Source organism: Pseudomonas sp. PB101, assembly GCF_009764265.1.
GTDB lineage: Bacteria > Pseudomonadota > Gammaproteobacteria > Pseudomonadales > Pseudomonadaceae > Aquipseudomonas.
Window position 1 is genome coordinate 27228 of the sequence record NZ_RWIR01000071.1, and the last position, 16222, is coordinate 43449.

Genomic DNA, 16222 nt, shown 5'->3' on the forward strand with positions numbered 1-16222 from the left:
TGCCGCCCCTCGTAAATTGAGTGCCGGGTGGCGCTTGGAACAAACGGCGCCTTTCCGATGGCCTGCCCAGGTCTGCCGGAACGCTCCCTTATTCGCCTTAATGCACGTTTTTTTATAGAGATATCAATGACAAAGGACAAGTTGCTGGCCATGCCGGCGGATGACTACATGAATGCCGAGCAACATGCTTTTTTCTCCGAGCTGTTGCAGAACATGAAAGTCGAAACCCATGAGCGCATCGAACAGAACCGCATCGCCATCGAAAGCCTGGACACCCCGGCCGATCCGGCAGACGCGGCTTCGGTCGAAGAAGAGCGCACCTGGCTGGTGAACGCGATCGATCGCGACCAGCGCATGTTGCCTCAGTTGGAACAAGCCCTTGAGCGCATCAAGGAAGACAGCTTTGGCTGGTGCGACGACAGCGGCGAGGCGATTGGCCTCAAGCGCCTGCTGATCAGCCCGACCACCAAGTACTGCATCGAAGCTCAAGAGCGTCACGAGCAAATCGACAAGCACCAGCGTCAGGCCTGATTCTGCGAGGCAGCCCTTGAATCCGGGCTGCCTTTGACAAGATCGCGGCCTGCGCCAGCCCCTGCGCAATCGAAGCAGGGTGCCGGCGCAGGCTGCGATCTTTGCTTTTTGCCGTCTTCGATTTCCCGATTCTTCTATTGATCTGCTGCACCGTTCGCGACTAAAGGCTCATGGATAATGGCTTTATGGTGGCGTTTAATGCGAAGACAACAATTAGAAGTTTTCCGGGGTGACGATGATGACGAGAGACGGGTCTCTGGTGGCGGCAGTGCCTGCACCAGTGCTGTTGCCAAAAAACCGCTGGCTCACACCGACGCTGCAAAGCATCGCCCTGATGCTGTTGTTATGTGGCATGACGTTGGGCGGCTGGTCGCTTTACCTTGGCCTGCCCCTGGCCGTGCTGATTATCTGGCTGCCTCGCCTGCGTTCGCGCGCGACCCCGGAGGCTGCGTCCCTCGACAACCTCGATGCCATCGGCGAGTTGACCCGGGATCTTTCCTACACCACCAGCCATAACGCGCTGTCAGCCGCCGGTGTGGCGTTCTCTGTTCGGCAACTGGCGGAAAAACTGCAATCGCAGCTCACGGCGGCGGCCCGGATCGTCAGCAACGCCGAGGTCATGATCACCACCGAACGCGCCACTTCGACGCTCAGTCGCCAGGCGCTGAGTGCCGCCAGCGAGGCTCATCAAAGCGGTGCGGTGGGGCGTACGGAACTGATCGAGTCCATTGCCCGCATGCACCAACTCAGCCAGCGCGCCAGCAACAGCCGTGAACTGATCGAAGCCTTGAGCGTGCGCAGCGACGATATCCAGCGCGTGACCCTGGTGATTCAGTCCATCGCCAGCCAGACCAATCTGCTGGCGTTGAACGCCGCCATCGAGGCGGCGCGGGCAGGGGAGCACGGTCGCGGATTTGCCGTGGTGGCCGACGAGGTTCGCGGGCTGGCCGCACGCACGGCGGCCGCCACGGGCGAAGTCGGCGAGATGGTGGCCGACATCCAGCAGCGTACCGCGCAGGTGGTGGAGCAGATCCGCCAACTGTCCAGCGACCTCGACAGCGGTGTCGGGCAGGTCGAACGAACGGGGCAGCACCTGGAAAACATTGCCCGCCTGGCAGCCAGTGTCGAGTCCCAGGTCGGGGAAATCGCCCAGGGTGCAGACACCAACCGTGAGCAGCTCGACAGCCTGTTTCTTGCCATCGAACAGATGCGCAGCGACCTGGCGGTCAGCGACCAGCAGACTCAACGCCTGGCCCAGGCGGCGGTGCAAATGGAAGGGCAGGCCGAAACCATCAGCGAACGCCTGGCCGAGGTGGGGCTGGATGATTATCACCAGCGGGTCTATGACCTGGCCCGGGAGGGCGCGAGCCGGATTGCGCAGCGTTTCGAAGCGGACATCGATGCCGGTCGAATCAGTCTCGACGATCTGTTCGACCGTAATTACCAGGTCATCGCCAATACCAGCCCGGCCAAGTACCAGACGCGTTTCGACCGCTACACCGATCAGGTTTTGCCCACGATCCAGGAACCGTTGTTACCGCGCCACGAAGGATTGGTGTTTGCCATCGCCTGCACCCAACAAGGTTATGTGCCGACCCACAACCATGCGTTCAGTCAGCCGCTGACGGGAGACGCACAGGTCGATGCCTTGCAGAACCGGACCAAACGCAAATTCGCCGACCGCACCGGGATCCGCTGTGGCAGCCATCAGAAGGCCGTGCTGCTGCAAACCTATACCCGCGACACCGGCGAGCTGATGCACGATCTCTCGGTGCCGATCATGCTCAAGGGCCGGCATTGGGGCGGTCTGCGCCTGGGCTACAAACCGGAACAGCCGCGTTAGTCACTGCGGGCTGCCGGGCGATTGTTACCGATCCTGCAACTGACCTGTGCAGGGTTTTGCTTTTTCCTTGTCGAAAGATTAATTAACATACCTATTAATTAGGTTGCTAATGAAATTCGGGAGATCAGCATGCAAGGCAAAGTTGATGTCGCGGTCATGATCGGCAGCGGCGTGCCTGCCAATCTGCGTTCCATGGGGCGCAAGGTTTGCTGGGTGGTGCTGCTCAATGGCGAGCGCCGGGGTACGGCGTTCGCAAGTCGCGACGAAGCGGAGGAGTGCAAGGCTGCCTGGTTGGCGCAATTGAGCGCCGAAAGACCCGGCAGCCTGCATTGAAGTTGTCAGTGCGTCTGGTGCATGCGCAGGTTCAGGTCGTCGACCACCCGCGCCCAATCGGCGTCTTCGCGTAATTGCTCTTTGAGGAAGGCGGCCTGCTGCGGTGACCAGAACTCGGCGTCGATGAGTTTCTTGTCGTCAGGCAGGAAATGGACGGCAATGAAGTCGTCGATCGCTTTCTGGCTGGAGTCCAGGCCGAGCTGGTCGAACAGGCCTTTCAAGTCGTGTGTCGGTGATTCCATCTTCATCTCCTTGCAGGTCATCAGTCGGGTCGGAAAGCGAAGCGCGTTACCCTGGTTTCGAGGGCGCCGCACGGGTGGAGTTCGATCACGATGTTCAAACGCAACAATGAGCATAGACCGCCAGGCGGACAATCAGGCTTTGAGGGCCCCGGCATCGACGGCGGCCTTCAGTTCCCTGGCCGACTCCTGGGCCGCGACGGCGGCGACATCCGGGGTTTTGAACCAGCGATCCTTTTCGACCTGGTGATAGGTCACGGTCTTGAGCGGTGGCTTGGCGCGCATGACGATCACGGCCTGGAATTCACCGTCGACTTCTCTGGCTTCACCGCGGATAAAAAACTCGCCGATATCAAATTCCGTCACGTTGCAGACTTCCCCTGGACATACATTGTTGTTGTCAACGTAACCCGATTTTTCGCGGATCCGTTTTATATGGCGGGCAGTATGGCAGTAGTTGCCCGTCGACGGCTCAGATAAGTCGACGGGCAGACCAAACGTCTATGGAGATGAGCGGGGTGGACATGTCAACCGCGAGACTCGAGAAACCGGGCGAGGGCGCAGGCTTCGTTATGATTGGCTCGGAAACCTCTTACATAGCCTGTAGAAATATCCTTGATATGAAAGAAGGCAATGCCCGCCATCACCACCTGGAATCGCGGGCGGGCCGGGACATCGGGCAGCAATTCGGGGTGACGCAACCGTACCGGGTGCGAGGACGGTGGTGTTTGTGTGTCAGGCACCAAGGGATAAGCAAAGTGAGTCAGCGTGCACATATGAAGTCCTTTTCATGGTTTATCGACGTATGTACGTCGTTTTGGCTAGTCTCCAAGAGCATCGCTGCTCTAGAATCACCCTCATTGGCGGGTGATTGATGTTTATCTAAAGCAATTTTTTGCTGACGATATGTAGGAAATTTTTTTCTCTTCATGAGATTTTTCCCCGAAGTTGATAGTCCATAATTTTCTGGCAACAGGAAGGGCGTTTTCCTTCAGCCTTTGACGAACGCCAGTCAGGACGACGCGAGTGACGTTCCAGTAGTCTTCTCAAGCTTCGTGATGAATGAGTGCACTGCTCATTCAGGACTTCAATCCGGGTACTTTGGCTGCACCTTCGGCATTGCCGCTTTTTTGCCTGTGCGTTCACTTTTCGCGCACGGCACCATTTTTCAGATGTGGGGATGTTTCCTTGGCAGTAAGTAATCTCGATATGCATGCCTTGTTCGTGCTGGGCGACCTGCGCGCAAAGCTGGTCAAGCAGTTTCAGTCGCGTTTCGTCTACATCACCGAACAGAACGCTGAAGGCATCTACATTGCCGAAATCGACACCGAATCAGCCCTGGTGGTGGACGACAAACCCGGACTCAAGCTCAAGGTCGGCGATCATTTCAGCGCGTCCGTGCTGCCCAGTCGCGAAGGCGGCAAGCTGGACATCAGGTTCCGCGACATCAAGCTGACGGTCTACGGAATCGGCGATTACGCCTTCGTGACCACGGCCGACGGCCAGGGGGTCGTGTTCAAGGAAGGTCACAGCGTGGTGATGGTATTTGCCGCTCACCAACAATTGCAGGAAGGCCTGACCAAGACCCTCAAGGCCGTGACCACCAAAGTGGCCAAGTGGCGCAAGGGCGAGCTGGTGACCTTCAAGGCCAGCGAGTGACGACCCTGACCCGCGCCGACTTTCACGAACAGAACCTGGCCAGCGCTCAAGACGAAGCGCGGCGGCTGTTCGGGCACAAGAGCATTCTGCAGGGCGCCTGGTTGAACTGGGTGGCGTCACAGCTTTACCAACTGCAACCGGCGCCCTACGCCAGCATGGTCAGGCGAGAGCTGATGCGTCTGCAGGAAATTTCGGAAAACTGATCCACGCACCTCGAAAGCAGGAACCTCTACTACAGTCAGTGGACTGAGTATTCAGAGGCTTCGCGGTCTACTGCCAGGCCATCCCGCTATTGCCTGAACAGCACGAGGTGCAAAAGCATGAACGGATTTCGACGGTTGCTGGCTGCTGTCCTGGCCACTTTCGCTTTGCTCGCGACACCCGCCACGGTAATTGCCGCCCAGAAGCCGATCCACTTCGCCGACCTGAACTGGGAAAGCGGCAGCCTGATCACCGATGTCCTGCGCATCATTGTCGAAAAGGGCTACGGGCTGCCCACCGATACCTTGCCGGGCACCACCATTACCCTGGAAACCGCGCTGGCCAACAATGACATCCAGGTCATTGGCGAAGAATGGGCCGGCCGCAGCCCGGTCTGGGTCAAGGCGGAAGCCGAAGGCAAGGTCGTCAGCCTCGGCGACACGGTCAAGGGCGCAACCGAAGGCTGGTGGGTGCCGGAGTACGTGATCAAGGGCGACCCGGCCAAGGGCATCAAGCCGCTGGCGCCGGACCTGCGCAGTGTCAGCGACCTGGCGAAATACAAAGACGTGTTCAAGGACCCGGAAGCGCCGACCAAGGGGCGTTTCCTCAACAGCCCCATCGGCTGGACCTCGGAAGTGGTCAACAAACAGAAGCTCAAGGCGTATGGCCTGGAAGACAGCTACGTGAACTTTCGCAGCGGCTCGGGCGCGGCACTGGATGCCGAGATCAGCTCGTCGATTCATCGCGGCAAGCCGGTACTGTTTTACTACTGGTCGCCCACGCCGCTGCTCGGCCGCTTCAAGCTGATCCAGCTCGAAGAACCACCGTTCGACGCCGAAGCCTGGAAGACCCTGACCGACGCGGACAACCGCAACCCGCAACCCACCCGTTCCCTGGCCTCGAAGTTGTCGATCGGGGTGTCCACTCCCTTCCAGAAGCAATACCCGCAGATCGCCGAATTCTTCGCCAAGGTCGGCTTTCCGATCGACCCGCTGAACAAGGCGCTGGCCGAGATGAGCGAGAAACATACGCCACCGCGCCAGGCCGCAGAGGCGTTCATGAAGGCTCACCCGGACGTCTGGCGGGCCTGGCTGCCCAAGGACGTGGCGGATAAAGTCTCTGCCGGAATGTGAGCGGCCGCCGGTATGAACTTTTGGTCTTGCACTTGTCCGCGCATTACGCGAAAAGCCGACTAGCCTGTTCTGTTCATATCCCTTTCAAGGATCTCTGAACCATGACCTTGCTGTTGGCTCAGTGGCTGGTGACGATCTTCGCAGCGATCAGTCTGATGCATGTGTATTGGGCGCTGGGTGGTGAGTGGGCAGCGGTGGCGGCGGTCCCGCAAGTACCGCAGGAGGGCAGCGTACAGCTGCGACCGGCGTTCAAGCCACGAGGCTGGATCACGCTGGTGGTGGCTGCGCTGTTGCTGTTGATTGCCGTACTGGTGTGCTGGCGGGTGGGTTGGTGGTTGCCACCCTTGCATCACTGGTGGTTGCAGTGGGTGATCAGCGCGATTGCGATTTTGCTGTTTGCCCGGGCCATCGGCGATTCGGAACTGGTGGGTTTTTTCAAAGAGGTCAAAGGCTCGAAATTTGCCCGGCTCGATACCTGGGTTTATTCGCCGTTGTGTGTGGTGCTGGGGGCGGGGTTGTTGGCGGTGGCGTGGGTCTGAGGCAGGCCGGTCATGATGCATTGACCGGTCCATCGCCATCGCTGGCAAGCCAGCTCCCACAGGAATTGCGCTGAACCCTGTGGGAGCTGGCTTGCCAGCGATGAGGCCGGTCCAGGCAATACAAATCCTTGGTCTAACTACCGCTCTCGGTCCGCCGGCTGCTCACCTCGGCCGGCACATCATCGCCTGCCATGCGTTTGCGAAACAACGCCGCCCGGGCCAGCAGCAAGGTCGTCACCGGTACGGTAAGCGCCAGCAGGATCGGAATCAGCCAGGCGTGCAGTACCGGCGAGGACTTGAGCGCCGAAAAGTAGATGATCGAGGCCAGCGCCACGCACCAGGCCCCGAGCGTCGACGCCAGGGCCGGTGGGTGCATGCGCTGGAAGTAGTCCTTCATGCGCAGCAGTCCCGTGGCGCCGATCAGCGCAAGCAGGCCGCCGAGCACCAGCAGGATCGCCACGGGGATTTCCACCCACATCGACAAGGGCGCATTCATTCGATCACCTCACCACGCAGCAGAAATTTCGCCAGGGCGAACGAGCCGACGAAGCCGAACAGTGCGATCAGCAGCGCCGCTTCGAAGTACGTGTCGCTGGCATAACGGATACCCAACGTCAGCATCATCAGCATCGCGACGATGTACAGGTAATCCAGCGCCAGAACCCGGTCCTGGGCCGACGGCCCCTTGAACAGGCGGATCAGCGTCAGGATCATCGCCAGGGAAAACAGGAACAGGCTCAGCAGGATCGCATTCGCCAGCAACGGGCTCATTCGAAGATCTCCATCAACGGGCGTTCGTAGGCCGCCTTGAAGTGCTGGATGAACAGCGCCTCATCGTCCAGGTCGAAGACGTGCAACAGCAAAATGCTGCGGTCCAGCGCCAGTTCCGACCAGACCGTACCGGGCACCACCGTGGTAATCATCGACAGCGCGGCCAGGCCGTTGGCATCGCGCAAGTCCAGCGGCACCTTGATGAATCGCGAGCGGGGCGGGCGGCGACCCGCATTGAGCACGCTCCAGGCCACGGCGAGGTTGGACACCAGCACATCGCGCCCGACCAGCAGGACCAGGCGCAGGATCACCCAGGGACGACGGATGCGTACCGGCAGCGGACGCAGCCTGCGCATCATCAGCGGTGCACAAAACCCCAGCGCCGCCCCCAGCAGCAGATTGCCGGGGCTTGTCGACAGGTTCAGCAACAGCCACAGGAGGCACAGGGCCAGCGACAGCAAGGGTGCCGGAAACAGGCGCTTCATGGTTGCACCTCCTGCGGGGTCGTCTCGACCGACGGATTAGGCACGGCGCGGGTGTCGAGCACCGCCATCACGTATTGCTGCGGGCTGTACAAGGCATCGGCGGCCGCTTGGGTGTAGCGCAGCAGCGGATCGGCCATGAAGGTCAGCGCAATGCTCAGGCCCAGCAGGGCGAAGATCGGTACGCATTCCAGGCGTCGCAACAGGGGCGAGGGTCGTTCGGCTGGCGTCCAGAAGCGCTGGATGCCCAGGCGCGAGAACGCGATCAACGACGCCAGCCCGGACAGGATCAGCAATGCCAGCAAGCCCCACGCAGCGTTGGAAACCGGTGTGTCGCCGCTGTTGCCCAGGCCCAATGGATTGAGCAGGGCGCCGATCAACCCGAGTTTGCCGATAAACCCGGAGAGCGGCGGCATGCCGATGATCAGCAAGGCGCAGGCGATGAAACTCAGGCCGAGAAAGGCCATGGTCCAGGGAATCACCTGGCCGACCACGGCTTTTTGTTCGTCGTCGAGGTTGATGCCTTTAGGCGGATGCAGGGATTCCAGTGGCCGCGGCAGCAATTCGGTTTCATCTTCGAGCAGCACTTCGTTGGCCGAGCGCGAGCGCTCGATCAGTTCGGCCAGCAGGAACAGCGCGCTCAACGCCAGGGTCGAACTGAACAGGTAGAACAACGCCGCGCCGACCAGGTTCGGCTGGGCGAAACCGATGGTCGACAACAGAATGCCCGCCGACACCAGGATGCTCAGGCTGGCCATGCGCTCCAGGCGTTGCGCGGCGAGGATCGCGATGGCGGCGCAGACGATGGTCGCCATGCCGCCGTAGATCAGCCACTGCCCGCCAAAGAACGCCGAAGCCCCGGCCTGGGCGGAGAACAGCAGCGTCCACAGGCGCAGCAAGGTGTAGACGCCGACCTTGGTCATGATCGCGAACATCGCCGCCACCGGTGCGCTGGCCGAGGAATAGGCCGGCACCAGCCAGAAGTTCAGCGGCCACATGCCGGCCTTGGCCAGGAACGCCACGGCCAGAATCCCCGCGCCGGCGTGCAGCAAGCCGCGATCGGCTGCGGACACCAACGGGACCTTTACCGCCAGGTCGGCCATGTTCAGGGTGCCGGTGACGCCATAGATCAGCGCCGCGCCAATCAGGAACAGCGACGAGGCCAGCAGGTTGATCGAGATGTAATGCAGCCCCGACGATACCCGCGCCCGGCCCGAGCCGTGGAGCATCAAGCCGTAGGACGCCGCCAGCAACACCTCGAAGAACACGAACAGGTTGAACAGGTCGGCGGTGAGGAATGCGCCGTACAGGCCCATCAACTGGATCTGGAACAGCGCGTGAAAGCTCGAACCGGCGCTGTCCCAGCGGGCCATGGCAAACAGCAGGGCCGTGACGCCGATGATGCCGGTCAGCACCAGCATCAGCGCCGACAGGCGATCGACCACCAGCACCAGGCCGAACGGCACTTGCCAGTTGCTCGGCAGGTACACGCCGATGGAGCCGGGCACGCCGGTGGTTTGCGTCCATTGCAGCAACGCCACGGCAATGCCCAGCCCGAGCAGGCTGGAGAACAGATTGATCCTGGCCTTGAGCGGCCGGTGCTTCTCGCCGAGCATCAACATGATCGCAGCAGTCAGCAACGGCAGCAGAATGGGCGCGACGATCAGGTGGGTCATCGCCATCATTCTTTAGGCTCCCGGCCATCCACATGGTCGGTGCCGGTCAGGCCCCGGGAAGCCAGCAACACCACGAGGAACAACGCGGTCATGGCGAAGCTGATAACGATCGCGGTCAACACCAGGGCCTGTGGCAACGGGTCGGTGTAATGCAGCAGGTCCTGGGGTATGCCGTCCTTGATGATCGGCTCCTTGCCGATGAACAGGCTGCCCATGCTGAAAATGAACAGATTGACCCCGTAGGACAGCAGGCACAGGCCCATGACCACCTGGAACGTCCGCGGACGCAGGATCAGCCAGACGCCGGACGCGGCCAGTACGCCGATGGCGATTGCGATGACTTCTTCCATCAGACGGCTCCCTTGGCGGCAACGGATTTGGGCTGGGCAGCGGTTTTGTGGCCCCGCACCGATTGGTGGGCGAGGGCGGTGAGGATCAACAGGGTCGAGCCGACCACCACGGCGTACACGCCGATGTCGAAGAACAGCGCGCTGGCCAGGTGAATGTCACCCAGCAGCGGCAGCGAGAAATGCCAGGTGTGGGTGGTCAGGAACGGATAGCCGGCGACCATCGCGCCCAGGCCCGTGGCCGTGGCAATCATCAGGCCCGTGCCCATCCAGCGCAGCGGCCGCAGGCTCATCTGCGCCTCGACCCACTGTGTGCCCGCGACCATGTATTGCAGGATGAACGCCACCGACATCACCAGCCCGGCGACAAAGCCGCCGCCCGGTTGATTGTGCCCACGCATGAACAGGTAGAACGACACCACCAGCGCCACCGGCAACAGCAGGCGCACCAGCACCGCCGGCACCATCATGAAACCGAGCGCGGTGTCGCTGGCGTGACGCGGATTGACCAGGTCGGTGACCACGTCCGGTGCGAGCAAGCGTTGCTGGGCCGGCAGTTGCAGGCTTTCTTTCGGTGGGCGGAAGCGGCGCAGCAGGGCGTACACGGTCAGGGCCACGGCCACCAGCACGGTGATTTCACCGAGGGTGTCGAAACCACGGAAGTCCACCAGCATCACGTTGACCACGTTGCTGCCGCCGCCTTCGGGCAAGGCACGACTCAGATAGAAGGAGGAAATGTCGTTGGGGGTCTGGCGCGTCAGCATGGCGTAGGCCAGCAACGCCATGCCGACACCGACCGCGGTCGACAGCAGCAAGTCGCGGATCCGCCGCACCCGCGCCCGGCGCAGGCTGCCCGGCAAGGGCGAGACTTCCTCGATCCGGCGTGGCAGCCAGCGCAGGCCCAGCAGGATCAGCACCGTGGTCACCACTTCGACCGCCAGTTGGGTCAGGGCCAGGTCCGGCGCGGAAAACCAGACGAAGGTGATGCAGGTCATCAGGCCGCACACGCTGACCATGGTCAGGGCCGCGAGACGGTGATACTTGGCTTGATAAGCCGCGCCAAGGGCGCAGGCGATGGCCAGCAACCACAGGGTGACGAAGACGATCGACCCGGGGATCTTCGGCCGGTCACCCCAATGCAGGCTGCTGTGCAGCATGGGAATCAACCCGGCCAGCACGGCGGCGAGCACCACCAGGAACAATTGCATTTGCAGGCGCCGGGTGCCAATCCGCGGCTCCAGGCGACGGGCCAGGCGCATGCTGGCGACCAGTACGTATTCGAACAGATGCTTGCCGTCCAGGCGACCAATCACGGGCGGGCGGTTGAAGCGTCCGCGCTTGAGTTGATTGCGCAGCAGCAGATAGAGCACGGTGCCACAGGACAAGGCGATCAGGCTCATGATCATCGGCGCGTTCAAGCCGTGCCAGATGGCCAGGCTGTATTCGGGCAGCGTGCCGCCGACCACCGGTTGCGCTGCCGCCGCGAGCAGCGGACCGACTATCTGGGCCGGGAAGATGCCCACCAGCAGGCAGGCGAACACCAGCAGCTCGACCGGCGCACGCATCCAGCGCGGCGGCTCGTGGGGGGTGTGCGGCAAGTCGGTCGCGGGCGGGCCGAAGAACACATCCACGGTGAAACGCAGGGAGTAGGCCACGCTGAAAGTGCCGGCAATCGTTGCCACGATCGGCAGGCTCAGTTCGACCCAGCGCGTGGCATTGATGAACACGGTTTCGGCGAAGAACATTTCCTTGGACAGGAAACCATTGAGCAGCGGCACACCCGCCATCGAGGCGCTGGCGACCATGGCCAGGGTGGCGGTAAACGGCATCAGCTTGTACAGGCCACTGAGTTTGCGGATGTCACGGGTGCCGCTTTCGTGGTCGATGATGCCGGCGGCCATGAACAACGAGGCCTTGAACGTCGCATGGTTGAGGATGTGGAACACCGCAGCGACGGCGGCCAGCGGACTGTTCAGGCCGAGCAGCAGGGTGATCAGGCCCAGGTGGCTGATGGTCGAGTAGGCCAGCAAGCCCTTGAGGTCGTTCTGGAACATCGCGCAGTACGCCCCGAGCAACAGGGTGCAGGCGCCAGCGCCGCTGACGATGTAGAACCACTCTTCACTGCCGGAAAGCGACGGCCATAGCCGCGCAAGCAGGAACACCCCGGCCTTGACCATGGTCGCCGAGTGCAGGTACGCCGACACGGGTGTCGGCGCGGCCATGGCGTGGGGCAGCCAGAAGTGGAAGGGGAATTGCGCACTTTTGCTCAAGGCGCCGATCAGGATCAGGGGCAACAGAATGGGATAGAGGGCATGGGCACGAATCAGTTCGCCGGCGGCCAGGACCTTGTCCAGGTCATAGCTGCCGACCACATGGCCGAGCAGCATGACCCCCGCCAGCAGGCACAGACCGCCCGCGCCGGTCACCATCAGCGCCATGTAGGCGCCGCGCCGGGCATCGGCGCGATGGTGCCAGTAGCCGATCAGCAGGAACGAGAAGAGGCTGGTCAGCTCCCAGAAAAACACGATCTGGATCAGGTTGCCGGCGATCACCAGCCCGAGCATGGCGCCCATGAAGGCCAGGAAAAACGCGAAGAAGCGCGGCACCGGATCGTTCGGCGACATGTAGTAGCGCGCGTACAGCGACACCAGGGTGCCGATGCCCAGCACCAGCATGGAGAACAGCCAGGCGAAACCGTCCATGCGCAGGACGAAGTTCAGGCCCAGGCTGGGCAGCCAGGTAAACTCTTCGCGAATCACGCCGCCATGGGCGATCTGCGGGTACAGGAACGCGACCTGAACGGTGCCGATCAGGGCGATCAGGCCAGCCAACAGGGATTCGGCGTTACGGGCGTTGTGCGGCAACACGGCCGCCAAACAGCTGCCTATGAAAGGCAGAAGCAGTAGAACTATCAGGGACATAGGCTTCTAATCTGCGGAAGTTTGTGAAGCATCATACGTGCCAGCTCCCGGATCGCCAAACGCCAAGCTGTCGCAGAATCCTACACGGTAGTCCGAAAAAGCCTGTTTAACATTGTTTCAGGGGGAGGGGTTTCGTCAGTACTGGCCCCATCGCGGGCAAGCCCGCTCCCACAGAGTTTGTGGTCGTACACAGAAACGCATGCACACCTACGGACCCTGTGGGAGCGGGCTTGCCCGCGATAGCTATCTATTGAGCACCACAAAACCAACAGTCTAGCTCTGTATCTCCTGCTCCAGCTCTTCCTCAGCCGCAGCCGCCTTACCCTTGGTCTTCAACTCGCTGACAATCACCGCCGCCACAATCAACCCGGCGCCAACCAGGGCAATCGCCGGCAGGCGTTCCCCGGCAATGCGCCCGACAATCCCGGCCCACACCGGCTCGCCGGCATAGATCAGCGTGGCGCGGGTCGGTGAAACGCTTTTCTGCGCCCAGTTCATCGCCACCTGGATCGCCGCGCTGGCCGCCCCCAGGCCCAGCGCGCTGCACAGCAGCAGCCAGGAGAAATCCGGAAGCGCCTCGTTGGTCGGCACCACCATCAGGAACGACAGCACCGAAGTGACCGCCAGTTGCACCACCGTCACCCGGCGCACATCGACCTGGCCGGCATAGGTGCTGATCAGGATGATCTCGGCGGCAATGGCCACGGCGCTGATCAGGGTGGCGATTTCGCCGGGGCTGAAGTTGAACGACGCACCGGCCGGCCCGGACAACAGCATCAACCCGGTAAAGGCCAGCATGATGCCGATGCTCGGCATCAACCCCGGACGCCGCCCCAGCACCAGCCATTGCAGCAACGGCACAAAGGGCACGTACAGCGCGGTAATGAACGCAGACTGGCTGCTGGGAATGCTTTGCAGCCCGACCGTCTGCAAGCCATAACCGAGCATGATCGCCACGCCGATGAACGACCCGGCCTTGATTTCGAACAGGCTCAGGTCGCGCAGGTGACGCCAGGAAAACAGGGCGACGATGCTCGCGGCGGCGGCAAAGCGCAGGCCGACGAAAAACATCGGGCCGCTGACGGTCATCGCGTGCTGGACCAGCAGGAAGGTGCCGCCCCAGACCATCGTGATCAGCACCAGCACGCATTCGGCCTTGCTGAACCTTGTAAAACGGGAAGAAGCCTTTGGGGAGTTCACCGACGTCATGACCTTGCACGCTACAGGAGGGGGACGCACAATGCGTCCAATGTTGCGCAGTATACTGCCCAACCCCACCCAGTGAGCAATATAGTGCACAAAGATTCTACTCAACGGGCTTCGGTCCTCCAGCACGTCAGTCAGAACGTCCGTCGTTTGCGGCATGCCGCCGACCTGAGCCAGAGCGCGCTGGCCGAAAAGTCCGGCGTCAGCCGGCGCATGCTGGTGGCGATCGAGGCGGGGGAAAAGAACGTCAGCCTGACCACCCTCGACCGGGTGGCCGAAGCCCTCGATGTCGCCTTCAGTGATTTGATCCAGGCGCCCGACGCCCGCGATCCCAGCCGGATCAACGAGCTGGCCTGGACCGGCAGCATCCCCGGCAGCAAGGCCGTGTTGCTCTCCAAGGCCCAGGCCAGCCGCGAAGTCGAACAATGGGAGTGGTGCCTGCAACCGGGCGAAGTGTATCCGTCGGAACCGGACGCCGATGGCTGGAGCGAGCAGATTTATGTCTTCGAAGGTTGCCTGACCGTTATGCTCGGCGACCAGCCACAGCAGATCGCCGCGGGTGAATTTTTCATGTTCGCCAGCAACCAGCCGCACTGTTATCGCAACGACGGGGCAGTGGCGGCGCGGTTTGTGCGCAATGTGGTGATCTGAACAGGGAGAGCAGGATGGGCCAGACCTTGACCAATGACGCCGACATCCTGATTGTCGGCGGCGGCCTCAGTGGCGCGATGCTGGCGGCGCAGTTGATGCGTTTGCCGGGTCGGCGCCGGGTGCTGGTGATCGAGCCCCGGGCCGAACTGGGGCGGGGCGAAGCCTACAGCGCGGTGGAGTTGGGCCATACGCTCAACGGCAACGCGGCGCGCATGAGTGTCGACCCGGACAACCCCGACGACCTGACCCAATGGCTGACCGAATACATCGCCGCGGGCGGCTGGCCGGAATCGGACCGGCAGCACGTGCCGATCAGCGAACTGTTCCCGCCCCGGGGGATTTTCGGCCTGTACGCCCGGCAACGCCTGGCACAAGCGCAGGCAGTGGGAGCCTTGAACGGTTCGACGGTCGAGCATGTGCAAGCCGAGGTGGTCGATTTGCAGGCCGATGCCGATGCCGTGCGGCTGACCTTGAGCGACGGCCGATGCCTGCAGGGCGCTTTTGCGGTACTGGCCACCGGGATGTTTCCCGCTGCGCGCACGCCACAAACCGAGTCCAGCGGCCTGAACGCGGCCGCCCTCGATCCGTGGGACGTGGCGGCCATGCAGCAGCTCGATGGGCAATCGACGGTCATGATCATCGGCTCGGGCCTGACCATGGTCGACGCCGTGGTCTCCCTGGAGCAGGCCGGGCATCGCGGGCCGATCGAGGTGTTTTCCCGCCATGGCCTGCTGCCCCATGTGCGCCGCCAGCCACCGGCCTGGGTGGATTTTCTCGCCGAGGACCAGAGCATCCGCACGCCTCGCCAATTGCTGCGCGAACTTCATCGGCATTGCCGGGAAGCCATCGCCCAGGGCATCGACTGGCAGGCGCCGCTGGACACGGTGCGGGCTCATATCGGGCGCTTGTGGCATCAGGCGACGGACGTGCAGCGTCGGCAGTTCGTGCGGCACGTGCGGCCATGGTGGGAAAGCCATCACCACCGCTCGCCACCCTTGAGTGCCGAACTGGTCGAGCGCTTATATAAAGAAGGAAGGTTGCGTATTCATGCAGCCTCCTTTCAGGGCCTTGAACCTGCGACGGAGGGCGGGGTGAGTATTCGCCTGCGACGGCGCGGCGAGGCGCAGGCCTGTGTGGTCAGCGGTGCCGCCCTGATCAACTCCAGCGGTATCGAATACGATTGGCGCCGGGTCGCGCGCCCGCTGCCCCGGCAACTGCTCGCTCGTGGCCTTGTGCGGCCGGGGCCGTTGGCCCTGGGTATTGCGGCGCAGGTTGATGGCGCGGTGCTGAATGCCGAGGGGGTGGCTGCCAGCCGCCTGTTTGCCATGGGGCCGCCGTTGCGCGGCATGTGGTGGGAAAGTACCGCCGTCACTGATGTGGCGAGCCAGGCCAAGGCGTTGGCCGAGCGCTTGGTGCGCTAGCCGTCCGTTCAACCCTTTGCGCAATTGTCGTCCTTTTTTTGGCTTTCTTTGGGGTTGGGTGGGGGGTGTGTGAATATCCGTTTCTTCGGTAACGGCGGCTGGCGGTTTCGCCCTTACGGCGAGTCCCTTTTGGCAAACGCCCCAAAAGGAACCAAAAGGTCTCGCCCCTTGCGTACGGCCCCTCGCTTAGGCTCGGGGTTCCTTCGCTCCGGCATTCATCCGGGGGCATCGCCCTCCGGTTGGCTTCGCTGGCACCTACATGCGATGAG

General features: G+C 62.2%; 19 protein-coding genes. 9 read left to right on the top strand and 10 right to left on the bottom strand.

Going from position 1 to position 16222, the window contains the following annotated elements; translation table 11 throughout:
• Positions 1–126 precede the first annotated feature (126 nt).
• The 3 genes from EI969_RS22005 (at position 127) to EI969_RS22015 (ending at position 2707) form a co-directional block, all read left to right on the top strand.
• Positions 127–531, top strand: coding sequence for a TraR/DksA family transcriptional regulator (locus tag EI969_RS22005; protein WP_007907888.1), 405 nt, complete (start codon positions 127–129; stop codon positions 529–531).
• Between the two features lie 619 nt (positions 532–1150).
• Positions 1151–2374: a methyl-accepting chemotaxis protein gene (locus EI969_RS22010; protein WP_371926012.1), complete on the top strand. Its 1224-nt coding sequence runs from the start codon at positions 1151–1153 to the stop codon at positions 2372–2374.
• Positions 2375–2503: 129 nt separating this feature from the next.
• Entirely contained in the window at positions 2504–2707 is a 204-nt protein-coding gene (locus tag EI969_RS22015) for a hypothetical protein (protein WP_160389631.1), read from the top strand.
• Between the two features lie 5 nt (positions 2708–2712).
• On the opposite strand, the gene EI969_RS22020 is transcribed toward EI969_RS22015, so the two are convergent.
• The 3 genes from EI969_RS22020 to EI969_RS30650 form a co-directional block, all read right to left on the bottom strand.
• Complete coding sequence (locus EI969_RS22020; protein WP_160389632.1) at positions 2713–2949, bottom strand: DUF2789 domain-containing protein; 237 nt, start codon at positions 2947–2949, stop codon at positions 2713–2715.
• Positions 2950–3081: 132 nt separating this feature from the next.
• Positions 3082–3312 carry a hypothetical protein gene (locus tag EI969_RS22025; protein WP_150719036.1) on the bottom strand — a complete coding sequence of 77 codons (231 nt, stop codon included), beginning with the start codon at positions 3310–3312 and terminating at the stop codon, positions 3082–3084.
• A 161-nt stretch (positions 3313–3473) separates the two neighbouring features.
• Positions 3474–3722 (bottom strand): hypothetical protein, encoded by a 249-nt coding sequence (locus EI969_RS30650; protein ID WP_256678346.1) that lies wholly within the window; start codon positions 3720–3722, stop codon positions 3474–3476.
• Positions 3723–4155: 433 nt separating this feature from the next.
• Between EI969_RS30650 and EI969_RS22030 the strand changes: the two genes are divergently transcribed.
• The 4 genes from EI969_RS22030 (at position 4156) to EI969_RS22045 (ending at position 6478) form a co-directional block, all read left to right on the top strand.
• Positions 4156–4605 carry a hypothetical protein gene (locus EI969_RS22030; RefSeq protein WP_177325113.1) on the top strand — a complete coding sequence of 150 codons (450 nt, stop codon included), beginning with the start codon at positions 4156–4158 and terminating at the stop codon, positions 4603–4605.
• Positions 4602–4808 carry a hypothetical protein gene (locus EI969_RS22035; RefSeq protein ID WP_160389633.1) on the top strand — a complete coding sequence of 69 codons (207 nt, stop codon included), beginning with the start codon at positions 4602–4604 and terminating at the stop codon, positions 4806–4808. The genes EI969_RS22030 and EI969_RS22035 overlap by 4 nt, the downstream gene beginning before the upstream one ends.
• A 117-nt stretch (positions 4809–4925) precedes the next feature.
• Positions 4926–5939: an ABC transporter substrate-binding protein gene (locus EI969_RS22040; RefSeq protein WP_160389634.1), complete on the top strand. Its 1014-nt coding sequence runs from the start codon at positions 4926–4928 to the stop codon at positions 5937–5939.
• Between the two features lie 101 nt (positions 5940–6040).
• Positions 6041–6478: a DUF3995 domain-containing protein gene (locus EI969_RS22045; protein ID WP_160389635.1), complete on the top strand. Its 438-nt coding sequence runs from the start codon at positions 6041–6043 to the stop codon at positions 6476–6478.
• Positions 6479–6611: 133 nt separating this feature from the next.
• On the opposite strand, the gene EI969_RS22050 is transcribed toward EI969_RS22045, so the two are convergent.
• From EI969_RS22050 to EI969_RS22080, 7 genes are all read right to left on the bottom strand, one after another.
• Positions 6612–6974 carry a Na+/H+ antiporter subunit G gene (locus EI969_RS22050; protein ID WP_160389636.1) on the bottom strand — a complete coding sequence of 121 codons (363 nt, stop codon included), beginning with the start codon at positions 6972–6974 and terminating at the stop codon, positions 6612–6614.
• A complete protein-coding gene (locus tag EI969_RS22055; protein ID WP_007973773.1) occupies positions 6971–7249 on the bottom strand; it encodes a K+/H+ antiporter subunit F in 279 nt (92 codons plus the stop codon). The genes EI969_RS22050 and EI969_RS22055 overlap by 4 nt, the downstream gene beginning before the upstream one ends.
• Positions 7246–7734: a Na+/H+ antiporter subunit E gene (locus EI969_RS22060; RefSeq protein WP_160389637.1), complete on the bottom strand. Its 489-nt coding sequence runs from the start codon at positions 7732–7734 to the stop codon at positions 7246–7248. The genes EI969_RS22055 and EI969_RS22060 overlap by 4 nt, the downstream gene beginning before the upstream one ends.
• Positions 7731–9416 (bottom strand): monovalent cation/H+ antiporter subunit D, encoded by a 1686-nt coding sequence (locus EI969_RS22065; protein WP_160389638.1) that lies wholly within the window; start codon positions 9414–9416, stop codon positions 7731–7733. Before EI969_RS22065 ends, EI969_RS22060 begins: the two co-directional genes overlap by 4 nt.
• Positions 9413–9757 carry a Na+/H+ antiporter subunit C gene (locus EI969_RS22070; protein ID WP_160389639.1) on the bottom strand — a complete coding sequence of 115 codons (345 nt, stop codon included), beginning with the start codon at positions 9755–9757 and terminating at the stop codon, positions 9413–9415. The genes EI969_RS22065 and EI969_RS22070 overlap by 4 nt, the downstream gene beginning before the upstream one ends.
• On the bottom strand, positions 9757–12675 hold the full coding sequence (locus tag EI969_RS22075; RefSeq protein ID WP_160389640.1) for a monovalent cation/H+ antiporter subunit A: 2919 nt from the start codon (positions 12673–12675) through the stop codon (positions 9757–9759). The genes EI969_RS22070 and EI969_RS22075 overlap by 1 nt, the downstream gene beginning before the upstream one ends.
• A 273-nt stretch (positions 12676–12948) precedes the next feature.
• Positions 12949–13974 carry a DMT family transporter gene (locus EI969_RS22080; RefSeq protein WP_160389641.1) on the bottom strand — a complete coding sequence of 342 codons (1026 nt, stop codon included), beginning with the start codon at positions 13972–13974 and terminating at the stop codon, positions 12949–12951.
• Between EI969_RS22080 and EI969_RS22085 the strand changes: the two genes are divergently transcribed.
• Together EI969_RS22085 and EI969_RS22090 are read left to right on the top strand one after the other, a co-directional pair.
• Complete coding sequence (locus EI969_RS22085; protein WP_160389642.1) at positions 13969–14532, top strand: XRE family transcriptional regulator; 564 nt, start codon at positions 13969–13971, stop codon at positions 14530–14532. The genes EI969_RS22080 and EI969_RS22085 overlap by 6 nt on opposite strands.
• Positions 14533–14546: 14 nt before the next feature.
• Entirely contained in the window at positions 14547–15953 is a 1407-nt protein-coding gene (locus EI969_RS22090) for an FAD/NAD(P)-binding protein (protein ID WP_160389643.1), read from the top strand.
• Positions 15954–16222 lie beyond the last annotated feature (269 nt).

Coding starts and splice junctions, on each gene's coding strand:
- EI969_RS22065 (WP_160389638.1), bottom strand. CDS start 9,416: ATGATGGCGATGACCCACCTGATCGTCGCGCCCATTCTGCTGCCGTTG.
- EI969_RS22060 (WP_160389637.1), bottom strand. CDS start 7,734: ATGAAGCGCCTGTTTCCGGCACCCTTGCTGTCGCTGGCCCTGTGCCTC.
- EI969_RS22090 (WP_160389643.1), top strand. CDS start 14,547: ATGGGCCAGACCTTGACCAATGACGCCGACATCCTGATTGTCGGCGGC.
- EI969_RS22030 (WP_177325113.1), top strand. CDS start 4,156: ATGCATGCCTTGTTCGTGCTGGGCGACCTGCGCGCAAAGCTGGTCAAG.
- EI969_RS22020 (WP_160389632.1), bottom strand. CDS start 2,949: ATGGAATCACCGACACACGACTTGAAAGGCCTGTTCGACCAGCTCGGC.
- EI969_RS22075 (WP_160389640.1), bottom strand. CDS start 12,675: ATGTCCCTGATAGTTCTACTGCTTCTGCCTTTCATAGGCAGCTGTTTG.
- EI969_RS22050 (WP_160389636.1), bottom strand. CDS start 6,974: ATGAATGCGCCCTTGTCGATGTGGGTGGAAATCCCCGTGGCGATCCTG.
- EI969_RS22015 (WP_160389631.1), top strand. CDS start 2,504: ATGCAAGGCAAAGTTGATGTCGCGGTCATGATCGGCAGCGGCGTGCCT.
- EI969_RS22045 (WP_160389635.1), top strand. CDS start 6,041: ATGACCTTGCTGTTGGCTCAGTGGCTGGTGACGATCTTCGCAGCGATC.
- EI969_RS22055 (WP_007973773.1), bottom strand. CDS start 7,249: ATGAGCCCGTTGCTGGCGAATGCGATCCTGCTGAGCCTGTTCCTGTTT.
- EI969_RS30650 (WP_256678346.1), bottom strand. CDS start 3,722: ATGTGCACGCTGACTCACTTTGCTTATCCCTTGGTGCCTGACACACAA.
- EI969_RS22005 (WP_007907888.1), top strand. CDS start 127: ATGACAAAGGACAAGTTGCTGGCCATGCCGGCGGATGACTACATGAAT.
- EI969_RS22070 (WP_160389639.1), bottom strand. CDS start 9,757: ATGGAAGAAGTCATCGCAATCGCCATCGGCGTACTGGCCGCGTCCGGC.
- EI969_RS22040 (WP_160389634.1), top strand. CDS start 4,926: ATGAACGGATTTCGACGGTTGCTGGCTGCTGTCCTGGCCACTTTCGCT.
- EI969_RS22010 (WP_371926012.1), top strand. CDS start 1,151: ATGATCACCACCGAACGCGCCACTTCGACGCTCAGTCGCCAGGCGCTG.